Annotated in this window: 16 protein-coding genes and 1 pseudogene; 10 read left to right on the plus strand and 7 right to left on the minus strand. The window is 64.9% G+C overall.

Translation table 11 applies throughout. The features are described from left to right. The first annotated feature begins 135 nt into the window (after positions 1 to 135). Entirely contained in the window at positions 136 to 1,371 is a 1,236-nt protein-coding gene (locus tag ACVI1L_RS33165; RefSeq protein WP_456784797.1) for an ABC transporter substrate-binding protein, read from the plus strand. 221 nt (positions 1,372 to 1,592) lie between these two features. On the opposite strand, the gene ACVI1L_RS33170 is transcribed toward ACVI1L_RS33165, so the two are convergent. Both ACVI1L_RS33170 and ACVI1L_RS33175 read right to left on the minus strand, forming a co-directional pair. After that, positions 1,593 to 2,915: an O-antigen ligase family protein gene (locus ACVI1L_RS33170; protein ID WP_456784799.1), complete on the minus strand. Its 1,323-nt coding sequence runs from the start codon at positions 2,913 to 2,915 to the stop codon at positions 1,593 to 1,595. A 6-nt stretch (positions 2,916 to 2,921) separates the two neighbouring features. Beyond that, positions 2,922 to 4,144 (minus strand): annotated as a pseudogene (locus ACVI1L_RS33175) (glycosyltransferase family 4 protein); the annotation flags it as partial. A 308-nt stretch (positions 4,145 to 4,452) separates the two neighbouring features. Here ACVI1L_RS33175 and ACVI1L_RS33180 point away from each other — a divergent pair. Both ACVI1L_RS33180 and ACVI1L_RS33185 read left to right on the plus strand, forming a co-directional pair. Beyond that, complete coding sequence (locus tag ACVI1L_RS33180) at positions 4,453 to 5,328, plus strand: DUF6502 family protein (protein ID WP_057020009.1); 876 nt, start codon at positions 4,453 to 4,455, stop codon at positions 5,326 to 5,328. After that, positions 5,325 to 5,528 (plus strand): hypothetical protein, encoded by a 204-nt coding sequence (locus ACVI1L_RS33185; RefSeq protein WP_076832286.1) that lies wholly within the window; start codon positions 5,325 to 5,327, stop codon positions 5,526 to 5,528. The genes ACVI1L_RS33180 and ACVI1L_RS33185 overlap by 4 nt, the downstream gene beginning before the upstream one ends. 70 nt (positions 5,529 to 5,598) lie before the next feature. Here ACVI1L_RS33185 and ACVI1L_RS33190 read toward each other — a convergent pair whose 3' ends face one another. Next, positions 5,599 to 6,954, minus strand: coding sequence for a M23 family metallopeptidase (locus ACVI1L_RS33190; RefSeq protein WP_057020011.1), 1,356 nt, complete (start codon positions 6,952 to 6,954; stop codon positions 5,599 to 5,601). A 100-nt stretch (positions 6,955 to 7,054) separates the two neighbouring features. Further along, positions 7,055 to 7,780: a peroxiredoxin gene (locus tag ACVI1L_RS33195; protein ID WP_199805340.1), complete on the minus strand. Its 726-nt coding sequence runs from the start codon at positions 7,778 to 7,780 to the stop codon at positions 7,055 to 7,057. A 227-nt stretch (positions 7,781 to 8,007) separates the two neighbouring features. On the opposite strand from ACVI1L_RS33195, the gene ACVI1L_RS33200 reads away from it, so the two are divergent. Then, positions 8,008 to 11,712, plus strand: coding sequence for a hypothetical protein (locus tag ACVI1L_RS33200; protein WP_456784800.1), 3,705 nt, complete (start codon positions 8,008 to 8,010; stop codon positions 11,710 to 11,712). 675 nt (positions 11,713 to 12,387) lie between these two features. Here ACVI1L_RS33200 and ACVI1L_RS33205 read toward each other — a convergent pair. Then, a complete protein-coding gene (locus ACVI1L_RS33205) occupies positions 12,388 to 13,635 on the minus strand; it encodes an MFS transporter (protein WP_057020015.1) in 1,248 nt (415 codons plus the stop codon). 56 nt (positions 13,636 to 13,691) lie between these two features. Then, a complete protein-coding gene (gene tyrS / locus ACVI1L_RS33210) occupies positions 13,692 to 14,945 on the minus strand; it encodes a tyrosine--tRNA ligase (RefSeq protein ID WP_057020016.1) in 1,254 nt (417 codons plus the stop codon). Between the two features lie 152 nt (positions 14,946 to 15,097). Here tyrS and ACVI1L_RS33215 point away from each other — a divergent pair, with 152 nt between their 5' ends. The 3 genes from ACVI1L_RS33215 to ACVI1L_RS33225 all read left to right on the plus strand — a co-directional run bounded on the left by ACVI1L_RS33215 (position 15,098) and on the right by ACVI1L_RS33225 (position 17,294). Further along, positions 15,098 to 16,201, plus strand: coding sequence for an anhydro-N-acetylmuramic acid kinase (locus ACVI1L_RS33215; RefSeq protein ID WP_456784801.1), 1,104 nt, complete (start codon positions 15,098 to 15,100; stop codon positions 16,199 to 16,201). A gap of 82 nt (positions 16,202 to 16,283) precedes the next feature. Then, entirely contained in the window at positions 16,284 to 16,961 is a 678-nt protein-coding gene (locus ACVI1L_RS33220; RefSeq protein ID WP_229159502.1) for a glutathione S-transferase family protein, read from the plus strand. Between the two features lie 3 nt (positions 16,962 to 16,964). Further along, the gene (locus ACVI1L_RS33225) at positions 16,965 to 17,294 is read left to right on the plus strand and encodes a DMT family transporter (RefSeq protein WP_028332217.1); all 330 of its coding nucleotides are present in this window, start codon (positions 16,965 to 16,967) and stop codon (positions 17,292 to 17,294) included. 98 nt (positions 17,295 to 17,392) lie between these two features. Here ACVI1L_RS33225 and ACVI1L_RS33230 read toward each other — a convergent pair whose 3' ends face one another. Further along, positions 17,393 to 18,040, minus strand: coding sequence for an alpha/beta hydrolase (locus ACVI1L_RS33230; protein ID WP_016843213.1), 648 nt, complete (start codon positions 18,038 to 18,040; stop codon positions 17,393 to 17,395). Positions 18,041 to 18,500: 460 nt separating this feature from the next. Here ACVI1L_RS33230 and ACVI1L_RS33235 point away from each other — a divergent pair, with 460 nt between their 5' ends. The 3 genes from ACVI1L_RS33235 (at position 18,501) to sufC (ending at position 22,059) form a co-directional block, all read left to right on the plus strand. Then, complete coding sequence (locus tag ACVI1L_RS33235) at positions 18,501 to 19,658, plus strand: cysteine desulfurase family protein (protein ID WP_456784802.1); 1,158 nt, start codon at positions 18,501 to 18,503, stop codon at positions 19,656 to 19,658. Positions 19,659 to 19,752: 94 nt separating this feature from the next. Next, complete coding sequence (gene sufB, locus ACVI1L_RS33240; RefSeq protein ID WP_038380064.1) at positions 19,753 to 21,249, plus strand: Fe-S cluster assembly protein SufB; 1,497 nt, start codon at positions 19,753 to 19,755, stop codon at positions 21,247 to 21,249. Between the two features lie 57 nt (positions 21,250 to 21,306). Next, a complete protein-coding gene (sufC, locus tag ACVI1L_RS33245; protein ID WP_076828722.1) occupies positions 21,307 to 22,059 on the plus strand; it encodes a Fe-S cluster assembly ATPase SufC in 753 nt (250 codons plus the stop codon). Position 22,060 lies beyond the last annotated feature (1 nt).

Below are 22,060 nucleotides of genomic sequence, written 5' to 3' on the forward strand. Positions count from 1 at the left end.
CAGATCGACCTTCAATCATAAATAGCGCCAGGCAACAATGCCGTTTCGCCCAACGGAAAAACCCAGCGCTTGCCAGCACATGCGTCTCTTGCGAGACTTGCCGCCAAAACCAACGACAAAAATCGGGAGAAAACGATGCCGGCTCGTTTCGGATATATTGGCGCAATCGCGGCGTTCGCAAGTGCGGCACTGATCGCGACCTCGGCCACCGCGCAGAAGAAATACGATCCCGGGGCGAGTGATGGCGAAATCAAGATCGGCAACATCATGCCATACAGCGGCCCGGCGTCGTCCTATGGGGTGATCGGCAAGACCGAGGCCGCGTTCTTCAAGATGACCAACGAGCAGGGTGGCATCAACGGCCGCAAGATCAACTTTATCAGCTACGACGACGCCTATTCGCCTCCGAAGGCGATCGAGCAGGCGCGCAAGCTGGTCGAGAGCGACGAGGTGCTGCTGATCTTCCAGCCGCTCGGCACGCCGTCCAATTCGGCAATCATGAAATACATGAATGCCAAGAAGGTGCCGCAATTGTTCGTCGCCTCCGGCGGCACCAAGTTCGGTGATCCCAAGAACTTTCCCTGGACGATGGGCTTCCAGCCCAACTACCAGAGCGAGGGCCGCATCTACGCAAAGTACATTCGCGACAAATTCCCCGACAGCAAGATCGCGGTGTTCTGGCAGAATGACGATGCCGGCAAGGATCAGTTCAAGGGCCTGAAGGACGGGCTCGGCGACAAGGTCGGCATGATCATCGCCGACAAGTCCTACGAGGTCTCCGATCCCTCGATCGATTCGCAGATCGTCGCGCTGCACGATTCCGGCGCCGACATCTTCTTCTCCTGGGCGGCGCCGAAAGGCTCGGCGCAGGCGATCCGGAAGGTGGGCGAGCTCGGCTGGAAGCCGAAATTCTTCCTCGCCAACACCGCGACCTCGGTTGCCTCGGTGCTGAAGCCGGCCGGGCTCGAGTTCTCCAAGGGCATCATCTCGACCGCCTATCTGAAGGACCCGACCGATCCGACCTGGGACAAGGATCCGGCGGTGCAGAGCTGGCGTGCCTTCATGGACAAGTATTACGCCGACGGCGACAAGGCCAATGCCAACAACCTCTATGGCTATGTCCAGGCCGAGGCGATGATGCAGGTATTGAAGCAATGCGGCGACAATCTCACGCGCGAGAACGTGATGAAGCAGGCCGCCAACCTGAAGAACTTCCACTCCGACCTGATGCTGCCGGGCGTCATGGTCAACACCTCTCCCGACGACTACTTCCCGATCGAGCAGATGCAGCTGATGCGCTTCAACGGCGATGCGTGGGAGCTGTTCGGTGACGTCATCACCGGCGAGGTCGGGCACGAGGCGTCGCGGTAGGCGGGGAGTGATGAAGCCGATGCTCGCTCGGCAAACACCACGGTCGTCCCGGCGTAGGCCGGGACCCATAACCACAGGATTGGGTTGGTGAGGAAGCTGTGGCCCTAGCGTCGCGCAACAATCGTCTTCGGTGGTAATGGGTCCCGGCCTACGCCGGGACGACGCTGAATTTGTTGCGCCACCGGTGAGTCACACACGGCGCGAGCAGATGCAGCTCCGGATTATACAAGCCGCTTCAACCCGCCTGCCGCGGCACTGTCCGCCAAAATCCTTTCCAGCCGGCGGGCGCGGAGCGCCCTGCCGCCGGCGACGCCGACGCCGATCACGTACATCCAGCCCTCGTGAAAATCGGACAGATGCGAATTGAGCAGCGAGCTTGTGATGTTCTGCACGACCACGGCGAGTCCGATCCAGCTCGCGAGATCGCGCCCGGCGAACAGCCTGACATGGGTGATCCACATCGCGTAGAGCAGCAGGATGCCGATCAGCCCCCACTGGACCCCCGCATTAAGGGTCTGGTTGTGCGGGTTGTTGATCACCTCGGCCTCAAGGCCGGCTTGTCCGACGGCATCCTGCGTGAACATGCGCCTGATCGCGCCGGTACCGTGCCCGAGCCACGGCGCCTCGCCGATGAACTTCACCGACTTCCGCCAATAGGTCAGGCGCTGCGCCGTGGAAGCGATGCCTGACGTATCGTGGGCCCGATACTCGATGCCGACGTCGGCGATGCGCTGGCGGAGGTAGGGAGACGTGGTCCAGACCACGAGGCTGGTGACCGCGACGCCGGCGAACAGCAGCCGCGTGGCGCGCCGCGACAGATGCAGCGACGCGAACAGGATCAACAGCACCGGCATGTAGACCAGCGCGGTCCGCGCCGAGACGACATAAAGCATGTTGGCGACGAACAGCAGCATCAGCGCGATGGCGCCGGCAGCGAAGCGCCATTGCCGGGCCCGCACCGTCGTCAATGCCGGCAGTGCCAGCGCGAACGCACAGAGCGCGAACTCCTGACTCTGGTCGAGGTAGTTCTTGACCGGCACGCCGTCGGATGCGGTGTGCGCGAGCTTGAGCTGCGGCAGCGCCAGCACGATCCAGGACAGGATCATCAGCACCGTGCAGGGCACCAGGAAGGCCAGGAACACCCAGAGCCCGCGTTGCGAGCGCTGGAAGTAGCCGAGCAGGAACGGCAGCAGCAGCAGCTTGCCGAGCGGCTTGATGCCCTGCAGCCGCTCGGCCCAACTCGTCTCCGACCACGCCACACCGATCACGGCGAGTGCGACCAGCGCGATCGGCAACGCAAAGGAAGGCCGCGCGAGGTCGAGCACGAACTGCTCCCAGTCGATGGTCGGGATCACGGCGACAAGCCAGAGCAGCATGAAGACGGCGAGTGCCGTGGTCGACCAGGGTAGCGACGCCGTGGCCAAGGCGATCAGGGTATCGGTGGCGCGGACATAGGCGACTGAGGCGGACCAGGTGCGGACGCGATCGCGCCATCGTGCTGGCGGTTCGATTGCGAGACCAATGGCGTCGGAATCGGTGCTCATGACCGGTTACACGCCGTGCGCGGTTGCACCGTTGAAGGTCGCCATCGCGGCGGTGAGCGCCGCAGCAGCGGCCGCGACGTCCGGGGCAGCACGATGCGACAGCAGGTCGCGCGCCTGGGTGTGGTGGCCGAAGCGCTCGGCCAGCTCGGCCCGCCGCGCGCGGATCCGGTCGCGCCATTGCTCCTGCTGCGCCAGCACGCGTCGCACCGAGGCGCAGATCGAGTCGGTCGAGAACGGATCGAAATAGTCGGCAAGCTCGCCCGCGACCTCACGGAACACGGCATTCGGAGCACAGCACAGGAGTGTTGGCCGCGAATGCCTCGATGATCGGGACGCCAAAGCCTTCGGCGAGGCTCGGCATGATCAGGCCGTGCGCGTCCGCGATCAATGCCGCCTTCTCGTGCTCGTCGACATAGCCGGAGAAACGGACGTTCTTCGGCAGGTTGCGCGCCTGGTTGGCGCCACCGGCATAGCCGATCACGACGAGATCGGCCTCCGGCAACTTGCGGAAGGCGCGGATGACGGCGGCGAGGTTCTTGCGGGGCTCGTTTGAAAACGATGACGACGAAGCTCGGCCGTGCCGGGACGGCGGTTGGCGCCGCCGCAAGCGGCGCTTCCGCGACGTCGAAACGGGTCCGCGGATAGACCACTCGCGCCGGAATGTGCGCATATTGCGGGAGCAGGGCGCGGAAGCGGTTCATGCTGTAGTTCGAGACGAAGGCGAGCTCGTCAGCCTGATTCACGCTGGTGTAAAGACGCGACAGGAACAGGCGTGTCGCGATGTCGTCCAGCTTGAGATCGGTGATCGGCAACAGGTCGTGCACGACGCAAATCACCTTTGCGCCCGGGCGGCGCTGGATCGCAACCCGGGTCGGAGTGTCGACGAGAATGACGTCGTAGTCGCGCGCATCGACCCGCGGCGGCGGCAACCGGGTCAGGGCCGAGGTGTCCTGATAGCTGTAGAAGCCGGGCTCGAGCAGGAAATCGCCGAACAATTCGAGATGGCGCAAGTCGGTCGGAATGTATTCGAGGCCCTCGGTCCGGTTCTCGATCAGCTTAACGCTGGTCGGCAGCAGATAAATCGAGCGCAGGAAGGCGATGATGAATTCGAGCGAGGTCGCCGCGTTGAGCTTGTGCTTGAACCAGTCGACGGTGCGGCGCAGGCCGCCGCGCATGATCGGCGAGTTCATGTCTGTTTCATCGAGGTAACGATAGAGCGCGAGCAGGTCGGTTTCGTCGAAGCGGCGCGGCGTTCCGGGCGCAACGCCCGGCAGGCGGGGATAGCCGCCCGCCATCACCGTCGACACGAACTCCTCAAACGGAACCTGGGCGATCCGGCAGGCTTCCGCGATCGCAAGGTCGAATCGGGCAGACGTCATGGAGCGGTCCGTGGCGATGGCGGCGGTGCCGGACTCCGTGACACCCGCTGGCGAGCGCGCGAACCTTGTCCGGAGATGATTTTGTTTCAAGTGGGAAAATATCACACGTCAAGTGAGGTGGGATTGTGTCCCACGGCGCGGACGGCTAAAAGTTAGGCATGAATGCCAAGGCCCCGAAGTCGAAGGTGGGATCGTTCGCTCCGATCGCCGCAGCGAAGCTGCATGCGCCGCTGGCGCGGATGTTGCGCCCGCTGGTGCGGCTTTGCATCCGCGGCGGCATGACGTTTCCGGCGCTGACCCAGCTGCTGCGCGAGCTCTATGTCAACGTCGCCGAGCACGACTTCGCGCTCGAGGGCAAGGAGCAGACCGACAGCCGCGTCAGCCTGCTGACCGGCATCCACCGCAAGGAGGTGGCGCGGCTGCGCGGCGCCGGCGCGCCGGTCAATGCGGTGCCGGCGACGCTGTCGCGCACCAGCGCGATCATCGCGCGCTGGCTGGCCGGGCCCGAGTTCACCGATGCCAAGGGCGATCCACTGCCGCTGCCGCGCACCGCGGACGGAGGCGCGCCGTCGTTCGAGACGCTGGTCGAATCGATCACCAAGGATGTGCGGCCGCGCGCCGTGCTGGACGAATGGCTCGACCGCAAGCTCGTCACCATCAATGACGACGACGAGATCATGCTGGTCGAGGAGGCCTTCGTGCCGCATGGCGACGACGACCGCAAATGGCACTATCTCGGCCGCAACCTGCATGATCACGTGGCGGCCGCCGAGATGAACGTGTCGTCGGCCGCGCCGCGCTTCCTCGAACGCGCGGTGCATTACGACGGCCTGTCGGCGAAGCTGGCGAAACGGCTCGAGGGCCGCTCGCGCGAGCTGGCGATGGAGGCGCTCAAGGTCGCCAACCGCGAGGCCAACCGCGCGCTCGCAAAAGACAAGGGCGGCGACTATCGCTTGAATTTCGGCATCTACATCTACCGCGAGGGGCCGGATGGTCCGGTCGATGACGATGCCGACGAAGGCGGTGCAGCGTGAAGCGCCCGCCGGTCATTTCGCGCCGCGCGCTGTTGGCAGCGTTCTGGCTTGCCGGAACGTCGCTCGCGGGCGCGCAGGTCAAGAAGCGCGGCAACGACCAGGGCAACGGCCCTGGCGGCGGCGGTGGTGGTCCGTTCGGGCCCGGCGGCGGATTCGGCGGTGGCGGACCGCCCGGCGGCATGGGCGGCGGCCGCCGCTGAAACCACAAACAAGATCGGCGCAAGCGAGACCGCTTGCGCCGATCTTCAGATCGATCATCGTGAGATTGAGCTAGCCGGCGCTGAGCCGGACGCCGGCGCGGAGGAATTTCTGCGGATCGACCGCTTCGCCGTCGATGCGGGTTTCATAGTGCAGATGCGGACCGGTGGAGCGGCCGGTCGAGCCGACGGCGCCGATCACCTGGCCGATCTTGACGTATTCACCGACCTTGACGCCGATCTCGGAGAGATGGCCGTAGCGGGTCGAGAGCCCGTTGCCGTGATCGACCTCGACCATGCGGCCATAGCCGCCGGCCCAGCCCGCCGACACCACCTTGCCGTTGGCGGTGACACGCACCGGATCGCCTTGCGCGGCGCGGAAGTCGAGGCCGGTATGCATTGCCGGCCGGCCGAGGAAGGGGTCGGAGCGCACGCCGAAGCCGCTGGTGAATTCGACTTCACCGACCACCGGCTTGCGGTAAGGCACCAGCGCCAGCGTCTGGTTCAGTCGCTGCATCTGTGCCCGGTTGATGTTGATGCGATAGAGCTGGCGTTCGAACGCGCCGGCGTCGGCAGAGAGTTTCACAGGGACAAAGGGCCCGCCCATGCCGGAGCGCGGCGTCGCCGCCTCGAGCTGCGCCATGTTGAGGCCGAGATCGGAGATCACGCCGCGCATCCGGCGCACCCTGGAATCGATGCTGTCCTCGACCGAGGCGAGCGCGGCAACCTGGCGCCGCTCGACCTGGTCAAGCGAGGTCTGCAGGCGGACCAGCACGTTGTCGACGCCCTGGGCCTTGGCGAACTGGTTCGGCTGCGTCTTGGCGATCAGTGGCGCGCGCGATTCCAGCCGTGCCTCGCGATCCGGCGGCGCCACGAAGATCACGGTGTCGCTGATCGGGGAGGGTTTCAGGGTGCCCGAGGACGGCGCCGCCTCGGCGCGGCCCTGCGGCTTGATCGATCCGGTGCTGGTGACGTCAGGCATCGCGCCGAGCGCGGTGGCGCGCGATTCCAGCGTCGACTGCCGCTTCATGATCTGGTCGAGCTTCTGGTCGAACTGCTCCTGGTCGAGCAGCTGGCGGCTGGTGGTGCGGTCGACCTTGGCGCGCAGCTCCGAGATGCGGTCCTCATAGGCGTATTGCATCTCGGCCTGGCGCGCGATCAGCCGGGTCAGTACGTCGTCGCGGAACGCGAAATAGGTCGCGGTCGCCGCCGACCACATGCCGAGCAGCACCACGGTGCCGACGATGATCCAGAACACCACCGGCCCGAACCGGACCTGCTTGCCGGCATGGACCAGTGTATAGCCCTCGCCGGAGGCCGCCACCGCCGCGGCGGCAGGTGCGGGGTGATGGGCTGCCGGACGGCGTACCGGCGTCCGGCCATGGTCCTGCGGATGATGGTGTTTGTGGTGTCCGGACCGGCTCGACATCGGTACTCCCGCGGCCGGTCGGACCAAGCTCCGTACGGCTAATTTGCGGGGCCGATTTGAGCCCGTCATGGTTAATTTTCAGGAAACGGAACCCGTCCGATCAGAGCGCCCGGGCAGCCGCCAATACCGCTTCGGCGTGGCCGTCGACCTTCACATGACGCCAGATCCGGGCAATTTTTCCACCGGAATCGACCAGAACCGTCGTGCGAATAATTCCCATGAAGGTCCTGCCATACATGGATTTTTCGCCCCAGGCGCCATAGGCCTCCAGCATCTGGTGGGCTGGGTCCGAGACCAACGGCACCGACAGCTGGTGTTTGTTTCGAAATGACTCCTGCGCCTTAACCGTGTCGGCGGAAATGCCGACCACTTCGGTCCCTGCCGCTACGAACTCGCTTTTGAGCCGGGTGAAATCGATCGCCTCCCGGGTGCAGCCGGGGGTGTCGGCGCGGGGGTAGAAGAACAGCACCAGCTTCTTGCCGGCAAAATCCTTCAGCGAAACGCTGTCCCCGCCGTCGCGCGGCAGGTTGAAGCCAGGCGCCGCGGCGCCCTCGGCAAGTGTGACGGCGGACGAACTGGTCACGGTCGCGGCCGGCTCTCGCTTTAACGGTTTCGATGCCGCCTTGTGCGAGGCTTTGCTTCGAACACCCGCTGCGGTCGCCTTGGTCGTTTTCTTAGTTGTTTTCTTGGCCGCTGCCTTCTTCGCAACCGCTGTGCGGGTTTTCGTCGCGGACTTCCCAGTGCTTGCGCTTGCGGCGCGCGCAACCTTTGTTGCGACCCGCTTCCCGGTTGTGTTGGAGGATTTCTTGCGCGTTTTCTTGGACATACGCCTTCCTTTCGTCGCTTTCCGAAGCTCAACCATTGGGGTATTGCGGTCTTATTGGCGGCGGCCGGATTCGCACCGGCCGCTGGGCAAGTTTGATGGCCACGGAGTATGGTGACAAGGAATTCGACGCGTGACCCGTCCGCTTGCTGAATTGGCTTTTGATTGGTTGGTTTGGTCCGCTCTGGGGGCCATCGGCGAGTAACATGATTAGGCGAGGATAGGCGGCGATGCCGGCACAGGAGCGCTCGATACGGATCGACGGGCGCCCCGATGGCGGCGATCAGCTTCGCCGTCAGCACCGAGAGGCAATGGCAAGGAACACGTCGCCGCAGGGTCCAAATCCGCGCGCCGGGGCTGATCTCTCGCAATGGGAGGACGACGCTGCGTGGGACGAGCAGGATGAGGCGGCGGGCAACCGTGCGCGGCAATTGCTGGCGCGTTCCCACACCAACCTGCATCGCTTCACCGATTTCTGCTCCGGCATGCGGCGCTGGTTGAACGGCGAGCGCTGGATCCGTCGCATCGGACTGGTCCTCGTGGTGCTGGTTGCGATGTTCGCGACCTGCTTCGGCGGGCTGTGGTGGCGGCTCGGCGCCGGCCCGATCAATCTCGACATGGCGACGCCGTGGCTCGCCGCGGCGATCGAGGAGAATATCGGCCACGGCAACACGGTCGAGGTCGGCGGAACGCAGATCGAGCGCGCCGGCCGCGTCAGGATCGCGGTGCGCATCCGCGACATCATCGTCCGCGACCGCGACCATGCGGTGGTTGCGAGCGCGCCCAAGGCCGAAGTGCGCCTGTCGGGAACCGCGCTCTTGATGGGCCAGTTGCGGGCGGAGAGCCTCAATCTGGTCGATGCGGAGCTGTCGGTGCGCATCACGCCCGACGGCAATGTCACCGTGTCCGCCGGCGACACCGCAAAACCGCTGGCCACCGGCGTTGCCTCCAAGCGGGAGGCGGGGATGCCGCCGACATTCCCGCGTCCGACACCCGCAGCCCCGCCGCCGCCGGTTGCCTCGCCGCCAGCTGCCGCCGAGCCCTCCGCGGGCGCGCCCGATTCGGCCCAGAGCGGCCTGCTCGCCGGTCTCGATTGGCTCGACAGCCTCAGCATGACCGGCCTCGACGGGCAGAACCTCAACGAGATCGGCCTGAAGAACGGCAATCTCGTCGTCGACGATCAGCAGCGCGGCAACAAATGGAGCTTCGAGAACATCAGCCTCAGCCTGCGGCGCCCGAGCGGCGGCGGCGTCGCGCTCAGCTTCGGCGAGGAGGGCGCAAAGCCCTGGTCGGTGCGCGTGCTGGTCGGACCACAGCAGAACGGCGTGCGCTCGGTCGACATCAAGGCCGACAAGGTTTCCACCCGGAACATCCTGCTCGCGCTCAGGACCAAGGATCTGACCTACACCGCCGACCTGCCGCTGTCGGGCGAGATGAAGGGTGAGCTCGGCCGCGACGGCCTGCCGACCTACTTCCGCGGCAAGATCAATGTCGGCGCCGGCAACATCATCGACACCGACACGCCCGACTACCCGATGCCGATCGATTCCGCCGAGATGAGCGTGGAATGGGATTCGGGCCGGCGCGTACTGCTGGCGCCGATCAAGGTCGTCTCGGGCGCCAATCGCATCACGCTGCTCGGCCATCTCGAGCCGCCGAACGACAACGTCACCGACTGGCAGGCCGGCCTGTCGGGCGGCACCATCGTGCTGGCCGGCGCCGACAAGAACGAACCGCCGTTGATCTTCAATCGCATCAACATCGGCTTCCGGTTCGACACCGACAAGAAGCGCGTGCTGCTGACCCAGGCCGACATCTCCAATGGCGAGATCGGCGTCGCCGGAACCGGCAGCATCGACTATTCCGGCGAGCCGCGGCTGCAGCTCGGATTCGCCGGCACGCCGATGTCGGCCTCGGCCCTGAAACGGATGTGGCCGGTCATCATCGTGCCCGAGGTTCGCGAATGGGTGCTCGAGCGGATCGACCGCGGCACGCTCCAGCGTATCGATGTCGGCGTCAATTCGCCGGTGCACAACCTGTCGCGCAAGGGACCGCCGATTCCGGATGACGGCCTCTCGGTCAACATTGTCGCCTCCGGTGTCACAGTGCGTCCGGTGGACCAGATGCCCGCGGTGCATGACGCGGATCTGAAGGCCAGGGTGACCGGACGCAGCGCGACCGTGACCATCAACCAGGGCATTGCCGACACGCCGGCGGGCCGCAAGATCACGCTGTCGGACTTCACCTTCGAGGTGCCGGACATGGCGCCGAAGCCGTCACCGTCGAAGGTCAAGTTCCGGGTCGACTGTCCGGTGCCGGCTGCCGCCGAAATCCTCGCCTCCGACCGGCTCAGCGATCTCTCCGGTCCGCCGATCGATCCCAACGCCAGCAAGGGCAACGTCACCGCGACGATCAACCTCGGCATGCCCGTGAAGGGCGAGCTGACCAAGGCCGATACGCTCTACTCGGTCACCGCCGACATCGCCGGCGTTGCCGTCGACAAGCTGGTGATGAACCAGAAGCTCGAAGCCAACGCGCTGAAGGTGATCGCCAGCAATGCCGGTTTCCAGGTCAAGGGCGATGTCAAGATCAACGGGCAGGCGGCCTCGCTCGACTACCGCAAGCCGGCCGAAGGCGACGCTGACGTCAAGCTGCAGGCGACGCTGGATGATGCGAGCCGCGCGCGCCTCGGGCTTGATCTCGGTCCCGCGGTCTCGGGCGCGATCCCGATCAAGCTGAGCGGCAAGATTGGCAGCGGCGACAATCCCACCACCAAGATGGGCGTCGAGGCCGACCTGACCCAGCTCAAGCTCGACAACATCCTGCCGGGCTGGGTCAAGGCGCAGGGCCGTGCCGGCAAAGCGACCTTCAACGTGGTGCCGAAGGGGCAATCGACCCGGTTCGAGGATATCTCGATCGACGGCGCAGGCGTGTCGATCAAGGGGGCGCTCGAGGTCGACCAGAACGGCGATCTCATGAATGCGTACTTCCCGACCTACGCGCCGTCGGAAGGCGACAAGACCTCGCTGCGGGCCGATCGCGGTCCCGACGGCGTGATCAAGGTCACGATGCGCGGCGACGTGTTCGACGGTCGCGGCTTCCTGAAGTCCGCGATCTCCGGCCGCGATAGCGATCCCAAGAGCAAGACCAGGACCACCGATTTCGATGTCGATCTGAAACTCGGCGCGGTCGCAGGATTCAACGGCGAAGCGCTGCGCAGCGTCGACGCCAAGGTCTCGCGCCGCAACGGGTTCTTCAAGGCGTTCACGCTGAGCGGCAAGGTCGGCCGCGACACCCCCGTCACGGTCGATATGCGCGGACGCCAGCAGGGCCGCGAGGTGATCTATCTGCAGACCAGCGACGCCGGTGCGTTCCTGCGCTTCATCGATACTTATTCGAAGGTGGTCGGCGGCCAGCTTACGCTCGCGATGGAGCCGCCGATCCCCGAGCCGAGCCCCAGGGAGGGGCTCATCAATATCACCGGATTCTCGGTGAAGGGCGAAACCCAACTCGATCGCGCCGTTGCCGGCGGGCCGGTCAGCACCCAGAACGGCATCGGGTTCGACGCGCTGCGCGCCGAATTCACGCGCCAGAGCGGCCAGCTTTCGATCCGCAATGGTGTGGTCAAGGGACCGACCATCGGCGCGACCATCGAAGGCAGCATCGACTATATCGGAAACCAGGTGCGGATGAACGGCACCTTCATTCCGATGTACGGGTTGAACAACATGTTCGGCCAGATCCCGTTCTTCGGGATTTTCCTCGGCGCCGGCAGCAATGAAGGCCTGATCGGCGTGACGTATGAAGTGGTGGGAACGCCGAGCGCGCCGGTGCTGCGCGTCAACCCGATCTCCGCGCTGGCGCCCGGCCTGACGCGCAAGATCTTCGAGTTCAAGCAGTACGGCCCGAACGATCTGCCGACGACGAACAACTAGAACGCTCGCTCATCGACGCCTGCTTTCAAGGTCGGTCGAGCTCGCGCGCTGACGCGCAGCGGCGGGTTCCTGTCCGCATTCATCCGAGGCTGCGACCAAGTCCGAGCGGCCCGCCGCCCGGATGAAGTTCGCGCAGGAACCTTGCCCTGTCTGGGATGTTGGAGAGCAATTCAACAACTCAGGAGGAACTCTCATGAGAGCCCTGTTATTGGCTGGTGTACTGGCGGTCGCCGGTTTCGCTATGGCCACGCCGATCTCCATTGCACCCGCGTCAGCTCAGGTTGCCGTTGATACTCCGCTCGGCGGCGTGAGAGTGGGCCCGGAGCCCCGTTACTACCGAGACTACGATCGACCCGCTTATCGCGCCTACGGGTATGATCGCGGATATCGCGGATGCCGCACCGTCACGATCGAGCGTGACGACGGATCGGTCCGGAGAGTTCGTCGCTGCGGCTAGCAGTACCGGACCAGAGGATCGACTTCCGGGCTTACAAGCCTGCTCGAGTCGGTTCTCGCAATCAAGGAATTGGAGCCATCGACTAGGGCCGCTGCTGTTGGCGGCCTGTTTCATTTCGCGAATGCCGCCTGTCGGCCCAAAGGCGTTGGCCCAAGGCCGGCATGCGTTCGTGTCGGATTCCACATCGCCTCCGCAGGGGCAAGCGGACGCGTCCGAACTCACCGTCGCAGCGCCGGCACCACCAGGAACGGGATCAGGCCGAGCACCACATTGACCAGCGCGAAGGCGATCAGCGGATTGTAGCTGTGGGTCCAGTCGTGGATCAGGCCGCCGCCCCATGAGCCTAGCCCTGATCCAAGGCCGCTGCCGATCATGATCGTGCCGTAGATCGTACCGACGCGCTCGCCCCGAAATATCTTCAGCGCGGTCGCGGTGATCAACGGGCCGCGCGAGCCGATCATGCTGCCGAAGCAGATGATGAAGCCGGTCAGCAGCCAGTAGTTCGGATACCACTGCAACAGCCAGAGCAGAATGATGCCGAGGATCGAGACGCCGTAGCTGAACAAGACCGAGGGCCGGCGGCCGATGATGCCGTCGAGGGTGGACACGCCCAGCATGCCGACGAACAGCGCGACGCCGGAGAAGCCCCAGGCGGTTGCCGCCTGTAGCGGCGGGAAGCCGACATCGATCAGATAGGCGACGATCTGCGCGGTCAGCGCATACATCGCGATCGCGGTGAAGAAGAAGGTGGAGAACAGCGCCCAGAAGGCGTGGTGGCGCATCGCGCTGAGCAGTGTCCAGCCTTCGTCGGCCAAGCTGCTTTCCGCTTTCCGGACGATATGCGGCGATCCGCCGGCGAGCAGCCGCCACGGCAGAAAGACCAGCGGAACAAGCAGGCAGAGCGCGCCGACGCCGAACACCTGATAGGCCTCGCGCCAGCCGATCCGGTCGATCAGAACCTGCGACAGCGGCAACAGCAGCAACAGGCCGGCGCCGGTCGCCGAATACATCACGGCCATCGCGGTCGGCAGGCGTGGTCCGAACCAGCGGCCGAGCAGGATCGAATTCGACACATTGCCGATCAGCGCGGTGCCGAAACCGACGCAGAGGCCGACGCTGAGCTGGAATTGCCAGAGCGCTTGCGCGCGCGAGGCGACGAGGAAGGCGCAACCGAGCAGCGAGAGGCCGAGCGCATAGACCAGGCGCGGACCCGAGCGGTCGAACAGGCGTCCGACCAGTGGCGCGGTCAGGCCGCTGGCGAGCCAGGTCAGCGAGTAGACCGACACCACAGAGGCGCGGTCCCAGCCGAAATTTTCCGAGATCGGTTTCAGGAAAACGGTGAAGCTGTCGCTAAGGCCGCGCCCAAGCACCGACAGCACGAAGCAGAGCGCGAGCACGTTCAGCGCGACGCGGGACTGCTTCGCCGGCGTTGCAAGCGTGTCGTTCGGAGGCGTGGTCTGGTCCATCGGAAAGATGGGAGCGCGCTTTCCGCGCTCCCGACAACCGACAAATGCGAATGCGCCTATGCAGGCTTCAGCAGGACGTGGCGCTTCTTGCCGAGCGACAGTTTCACCACGCCTTCCGGCGTGAGATTGGCCGAAGTCAGCAGCATCTTCTCATCGGTCACGGCTGCATCGTTGACGCGCAGGCCGCCGCCCTTGATCTGCCGGCGCGCTTCGCCGTTGGAAGCGACGAGCTCGGCCTTGACGAAGGCGACCAGCACGCCGACGCCGGCTTCAAATTCGCCGCGCGGAATTTCCACCGTCGGCAAGGTTTCGGCCAGCGCACCTTCCTCGAAGGTGCGGCGCGCGGTCTCGGCGGCTTCGTTCGCTGCATCGCGGCCATGAAGCAGGGCGGTCGCTTCGGTCGCCAGCACCTTCTTGGCCTCGTTGATCTCGCCGCCGGCCAGCGCCGCAAGCTTGCTGATCTCGCTCATCGGCAGGATGGTGAACAGCTTGAGGAACTTGACGACGTCGGCGTCCTCGACATTGCGCCAGTACTGCCAGAAATCGTAGGGCGAGAACTGGTCGGCGTTGAGCCACACCGCGCCCTTGGCGGTCTTGCCCATCTTGTCGCCGGAGGCGGTGGTGAGCAGCGGCGTGGTCAGCGCGAACAGCTGCGGCGTGCCCATGCGGCGGCCGAGATCGACGCCGTTGACGATATTGCCCCACTGGTCGGAGCCGCCCATCTGCAGCCGGCAGCCCGCGCGGCGCGACAGCTCGACGAAGTCGTAGGCCTGGCAGACCATGTAGTTGAATTCGATGAAGCTCATCTCCTGCTCGCGCTCGAGCCGTAGCCGCACCGAGTCCATGGTCAGCATGCGGTTGACCGAGAAGTGCCGGCCGATGTCGCGCAGCATCTCGATCCAGTTCAATTTGGTCAGCCACTCGGCATTGTCGAGCATGATGGCGTCGGAAGGCCCGTTGCCATAGCGCAGCACCTTGGCGAACACGCCGCGGATCGAGACCTTGTTGGCTTCGATCTCCGCAACCGTGCGCATTGCGCGCGTCTCGTCCTTGCCGGAGGGGTCGCCGACCATCGTGGTGCCGCCGCCCATCAGCGTGATCGGCTTGTTGCCGCTCTGCTGCAGCCAGTACAGCATCATCATGGTGAGGAAGTTGCCGATGTGCAGCGACGGCGCGGTGCAGTCATAGCCGACATAGGCGGTCGCCTGGCCCTTCGCGGCAAGCGCGTCGAGGCCCTCGAAATCGGAGCACTGGTGGACGAAGCCGCGTTCCTGTAAAGTGTTCAGGAAATCCGATTTAAATGCAGTCATTTGTCGGCGAGCCAGATCATTCTTGTTTTACGGTTTTTGCATCTATTTGCGGAACCTTGATGCTTGAGGCTGCCGCAGGCGGACGCGCAGTGGCATTATAGGATGTACTTGTTTGAGACAAGCCGGGGGTTCCCGGCTGGGGCGCTTCCAGCATGATGTTAACGGCACTCGGTCTGATGAGCGGCACCTCGCTCGACGGGGTCGACGTGGCATTGATCGAGACCGACGGCCGCCAGATCAAGGCCTTCGGCCCCTCGGGCTATCGGCCTTATACCGAAGGCGAGCGCAGCCTGCTGCGCCAGGCGCTGACGGAGGCGGTCCATCTGTCGCGGCGCGACGCCCGGCCGGGGATTTTGCGGCAGGCCGAGCAGGCCGTCACCACGGCCCATGCCGAGGCAGTCGCCAGCTTCACGGCACAGCACCGGATCTCGGCCCAGGACATCGACATCGTCGGGTTCCATGGCCAGACCGTGCTGCATCGCCCCGAGCGGAGGTTGACGGTGCAGATCGGCGATGCCCTGGCGCTCGCCAAGGTGATCCACATTCCGGTGATGCACGATTTCCGTGCCGCCGACGTCGAGGCCGGCGGGCAGGGCGCGCCGTTCGTGCCGGTCTACCACCGCGCGCTGGCGCAATCGCTGAACCGCGAGGGGCCGATCGTCGTGGTCAATATCGGCGGCGTCTCCAACATCACCTATATCGACGGCACGGACACGCTGATCGCCTGCGACACCGGGCCGGGCAATGCGCTGCTGGATGACTTCATGTTCCGTCAGATGCATCAGCCGTTCGACACCGCCGGCAAGTTCGCCGCAATGGGCAAGCCCGACGACGCCTGGATCGCACAGGCGCTGAAGCTGCCGTTCTTTGCGCTGCCGCCGCCGAAATCGCTCGACCGCAACGACTTCGCCAGTCTCAAGCTCGGCGCCGTGGCGCCGGCCGATGGCGCCGCGACGTTGACCGCCTTCACGGCCGCGGCCATCGCCCGCGTCGTGCCGCTGCTGCCGAAACAGCCGAAAAGCTGGATCATCTGTGGCGGCGGCGCCTCCAACCTCACGATGCTGCGGATGCTGCGCGAGCGCCTCGCGCCGGCGACCGTCGAGCCGGCCGAGGCGCTCGGCTGGGCGGCGGATGCGATCGAGGCGCAGGCGTTCGGCTTCCTTGCCGCGCGCGGCATGAAGGGCCTGCCTCTGAGCTACCCTTCCACAACGGGGGTGCCGATCCCGATGACCGGGGGCATTATCGCGCGACCGTGATTTAGATGCAAATGCATCTACCTTGACAGTTCCATGCCGTTGCATTTAATTCGATGCAGTTGCATTGAACGCGAGATTCGTCATGGCCGCCCTGAAACTGATCAGCCACAAGCTCTGCCCCTATGTGCAACGCGCGGTGATCGCGCTGCGCGAGAAGGGCGTGCCGTTCGAGCGGATCGACATCGATCTCGCCAGCAAGCCGGACTGGTTCCTGAAGATCTCGCCGCTCGGCAAGGTGCCGGTGCTGGTGGTGACGCGCGACGACGGCAAGGAGGTCGCGCTGTTCGAGAGCAATGTGATCTGCGAGTACATCGAGGAGACGCAGGCCGGCGCCAAGCTGCATCCCGAGGACGCGCTCACGCGCGCCGAGCATCGCGCCTGGATGGAGTTCGGCTCGGCCATTCTCGGCGATCTCTGGGGGCTCGAGACTGCCACCGATGCCGCGGCCTTCGAGAGCAAGCGGCAGGCGGTCGTGGCAAAATTCGCGCGCGTCGAGGCCGCACTCGGCGCTGGTCCGTTCTTCGCTGGCCAGAATTTCAGTCTGGTGGATGCGGTGTTCGCGCCGATCTTCCGCTATTTCGATCTGTTCGACCAGCTGACCGATCTCGCTGTTTTCACGCACACGCCAAAACTTCGCGCCTGGCGCAGCGCGCTGGCACAGCGGCCGAGCGTACGCAGTGCGGTGTCGCCTGACTATCCGGCGCTGCTGCATGCGTTCCTGGTCGGCCACCGCGCGCATATGCTGAAGCTCGCCGCGTAAGCCATGTCGCATTCGGTTGCGTGGATCGCGCTCGTCGTCGCCGGCCTGCTGGACGTCGGCTGGGCGATTTCGATGAAATATGCCGAAGGCTATACGCGGCTCGGCTGGACGCTGGTCTCGCTGCTGCTGCTCGCCGCGTTCGTGTTCCTGCTCGGACGCGCGCTGCAGGTGCTCGGTGTCGGCGTCGCCTACACGGTGTGGACCGGCATCGGCGCGGCCGGCACGCTGGCCATGGGCGTGCTGCTGTTCAACGAGGCCTTGAACCCGATGAAGGTCGCGGGGATTGCGCTGGTGCTGGTCGGGATTGCGGCGCTGAAGCTGGCGCCGGAATAGGTCAGTGCCGTAGCCCGGATGAGCGCAGCGATATCCGGGGTCTTGTCGGCCGCGACCCGCACGTCGCTTCGCTCATGCGGGCTACAAGGTCGGCGTCGTCAGCGCACGTTGGCGAGACGCATGTCGAGATAGCCGGTCACCGTCTCCATCAGCGGCTCGAGCTTGCCGTCGAAGAAGTGGTTGGCGCCGGGGATGACCTGCTGGTCGATCACGATGCCCTTCTGCGTCTTCAGCTTCTCGACGAGCGTGTTGACGTCCTTGGGCGGCACCACGGCATCCTTGTCGCCGTGCACGATCAGGCCCGACGACGGGCAGGGCGCGAGGAACGAGAAGTCGTAGAGATTGGCGGGCGGCGCGATCGAGATGAATCCCTCGACCTCCGGCCGGCGCATCAGAAGCTGCATGCCGATCCAAGCGCCGAACGAGAAGCCCGCAACCCAGCAGGCACGGGCCTCCGGATTGATCGCCTGCGCCCAGTCGAGCGCGCTCGCGGCGTCGGACAATTCGCCGGTGCCGTGATCGAACGAGCCCTGGCTGCGGCCGACGCCACGGAAGTTGAAGCGCAGCACCGAGAAGCCGCGATGCGCGAACGCGTAGTAGCACTGATAGACGATCTGGTGGTTCATCGTGCCGTGGAACTGCGGATGCGGATGCAGGATCATCGCAATCGGCGCGTTCTTCTGCTTGGCCGGGTGGTAGCGGCCCTCGAGACGGCCAGCAGGGCCGGTGAAAATGACTTCAGGCATTGTGTTCCCTTGATTGCCGCGTTCCCTTGATTGACGTCGATCAATCAACCGGTTGGAGCCATCTTCAGCGACGGTTCGCGAACAGAGCAGCTCGTGATGAAATCGGCGCAGGCACCGCCGCGCGGCACGCTGGAGGCCTTCTAGCATGACGCAAGGGGCAAAAATCAAGGAAATTGTGCCGCTTGGCGGTCGCGAATCCGCGTCGCGACGCGCACGTTGCCGACGCGGCGACGGCGATCCGGATCGACACGGCCGGATTGCTTCGGAGGCTACCTGACGTTTCAGCCTGTCATAATGCTATCGTGCTCAAGGGATCACGAACGCCGTGTCTCGCGGCAGCGAGGCTCCCGCCGCGCGGGAAAAATCTCCCGTGCCGGTGACGTCTGATCTGGTCTCGGTCGTTAACTGTCGTTATCTCGCAGTGAAGGCCGCAACCATGGTGGTTGCCGCGGATAGCTCCATGGACGATCGCGTCTATCTCGACTGGAATGCCACCACGCCGCTTCGCCAGGAGGCGAAGGCGGCGATGGCTGCGGCGTGGGAGTTGATCGGCAACCCGTCCTCGGTGCACAGCGAGGGACGGCGGGCGCGACGGCTGCTTGAGGATGCCCGCAATGCCGTGGCGAAGGCGGTCGGCGGACGGCCGCAGGACGTCGTGTTTCTCTCCGGTGGGACCGAAGCCAATGCGCTCGCACTGACGCCGGGATTGCGCCGCGCTGCGGGCGCGCCGGTGCAGCGGCTCTTGGTGTCGGCGATCGAGCACGCGTCCGTGCTCGCGGGCGGTCGGTTTGCGACGGAGGCGACCTCCGCAATCCATGTCACGCGGGCCGGTGTGATCGATCTCAACCATCTGCGCGCACTGCTGGCCGATGGTCCGCCGGCTCTGGTCTCGGTGATGCTGGCGAACAACGAGACCGGTGCCATTCAGCCGGTGGCTGATGTCGCCGAAATCGTCCATGCGGCTGGCGGGCTGCTGCATGTCGATGCGATCCAGGCGTTCGGCAAGATCCCGTTCGATCTGGCCTCGACGCAGGCCGACCTGGTGACGCTGTCGGCGCACAAGATCGGCGGACCGAAGGGCGCAGGCGCGCTGGTGCTCGCCGAGGGCGTCGAGGGCCTTGAGGCGTTTCTGCGCGGCGGCGGGCAGGAGCTCGGGCGGCGGGCAGGGACCGAGAATATCGCCGGCATCGCCGGGTTCGGTGCGGCCGCCAAGGCCGCGATGGCGGCGCTGAAGGCCGATGCAGCCCGCGTCAGGGGACTGCGCGACCGGCTCGAGCACGGGCTGCGGCAGACGCCGGACGTGCTGGTGTTCTCCGATGACGTCAAGCGGTTGCCTAATACCGTTCTGTTCACGGCGCCCGGAATGAAGGCCGAGACGGCGGTCATCGGGTTCGACCTTGGGGGAATCGCGGTCTCGTCCGGCTCCGCCTGCTCGTCGGGCAAGGTCCAGCCATCCCACGTGCTAGAGGCAATGGGATACCGTTCGGAGGTGTCCCAGGGAGCGGTGCGGCTCAGTCTTGGCTGGTCTACCACGGAGACAGACGTGGATTTGACCCTCAAGGCTTGGCGAAAGCTCGCCGATACCTTAGTTAAGGGGGGACGACGAAACACAGCTTGAACTGTTCTAAGCGGATTTCGTCATCAAAGCATCGTAAGAGATTTTCGGAACTTGAGATCCACCGCGGTCCTTGAAACCGCGAGCGGAGGATTGAATGCCTGCTGTACAAGAGACGGTCGAGCGCGTCCGGCGCATCGACGTCGACCAGTATCGATATGGGTTTGAGACGCTGATCGAGTCCGACAAGGCCCCGAAGGGGCTGTCGGAAGACACCGTCCGCTTCATCTCCGCAAAGAAGAACGAACCGGCCTGGATGCTGGAATGGCGCCTGGAGGCGTATCGCCGCTGGCTGACCATGACCGAGCCGACCTGGGCGCGCGTCGACTATCCGAAGATCGACTACCAGGACATCTACTACTACGCGGCGCCGAAGCCGAAGAAGACGCTGTCCTCGATCGACGAGATCGATCCGGAAATCCTCAAGACCTACGAGAAGCTCGGTATCCCCTTGCGCGAGGTCGCGATCCTCGAGGGCGTCGAGCCGCCGCCCGGTGGCGAGCAGACGCCGAACCGCAAGATCGCGGTCGACGCCGTGTTCGATTCGGTTTCTGTTGCGACCACCTTCCAGAAGGAGCTGAAGGCGGCCGGCGTGATCTTCATGCCGATCTCGGAGGCGATCCGCGAGCATCCCGAGCTGGTGCAGAAATATCTCGGCACCGTGGTGCCGACCTCGGACAATTACTTCGCGACATTGAATTCGGCTGTGTTCTCCGACGGCTCGTTCGTCTACGTGCCGCCGGGCGTGCGCTGCCCGATGGAGCTGTCGACCTATTTCCGCATCAACGAGCGCAACACCGGCCAGTTCGAGCGCACGCTGATCATCGCCGACAAGGGCTCCTACGTCTCCTATCTCGAGGGCTGCACCGCGCCGCAGCGCGACGAGAACCAGCTGCACGCCGCCGTGGTCGAGCTCGTCACGCTCGACGATGCCGAGATCAAATATTCGACGGTGCAGAACTGGTACCCGGGCAATTCGGAAGGCAAGGGCGGCATCTACAATTTCGTCACCAAGCGTGGCGACTGCCGTGGTCGCAATTCGAAGATCTCCTGGACCCAGGTCGAGACCGGTTCGGCGATCACCTGGAAATATCCGAGCTGCATCCTGCGCGGCGACAATTCGAGCGGCGAGTTCTACTCGATCGCGATCTCGAACGGCTTCCAGCAGGTCGACAGCGGCACCAAGATGATCCATCTCGGCAAGAACACGTCGAGCCGGATCATCTCCAAGGGCATCGCCGCCGGCAAGTCGCAGAACACCTATCGCGGCCTGGTCAGCGCGCACCGCAAGGCCACCGGCGCGCGCAACTACACCGCCTGCGACTCGCTTCTGATCGGCGACAAATGCGGCGCGCACACCGTGCCCTATGTCGAGGCCAAGAATTCCTCGGCGACGTTCGAGCATGAAGCGACGACGTCGAAGATTTCCGAGGACGTGCTGTTCTACTGCATCCAGCGCGGGCTCTCGCAGGAGGAAGCCGTCGGCCTCGTCGTCAACGGCTTCGTGAAGGACGTGCTGCAGCAACTGCCGATGGAGTTCGCGGTGGAAGCGCAGAAGCTGATCTCGATCAGCCTTGAAGGTTCGGTTGGCTAATCCATCCCGCCAACGGCGCGGCCGACGCGCCTCGGGGTGATGCTCAGGAAAAATCAGATGTCTCTGCTTGAAGTGAAAGATCTGCAGGTTCGTGTCGAGGAGCGTGAGATCCTCCACGGGCTGTCGCTCACGGTGAACCCGGGCGAGGTGCACGCGATCATGGGGCCGAACGGCTCCGGCAAGTCGACGCTCTCCCACGTCATCGCCGGCAAGCCGGGCTATGAAGTCACCGGCGGGCAGATCCTGTTCAGGGGCGAGGACCTGCTGGAGATGGAGCCCAACGAGCGCGCCGCCAAGGGCGTGTTCCTGGCGTTCCAGTATCCGGTCGAGATCCCCGGCGTCACCACCTGGAATTTCCTGCACGCGGCGCTCAACGCCCAGCGCAAGGCGCGCGGCGAGGAGGAGATCTCGTCGCCGGCCTTCCTCAAGAAGGTCCGCGAGGTCGCCAAGTCGCTGAACATTCCGCAGGACATGTTGAAGCGCGGCGTCAATGTCGGCTTCTCCGGCGGCGAAAAGAAGCGCAACGAGATTCTGCAGATGGCGCTGTTCGAGCCGGCCGTCTGCATCCTCGACGAAATGGATTCCGGCCTCGACATCGACGCGCTGCGGATCGCGGCCGACGGCGTCAACGCACTGCGCTCGCCGGAGCGCGCGATGGTCGTGATCACCCACTATCAGCGGCTGCTCAACTACATCGTGCCGGACTTCGTGCACGTGATGTCGAAGGGCCGGGTGGTGAAGAGCGGCGGCAAGGAACTGGCGCTGGAGCTGGAAGAGTCCGGTTACGCGCAGTTCGAAGACGCTGCCTGAC

The organism is Bradyrhizobium sp. USDA 4516 (assembly GCF_054055915.1).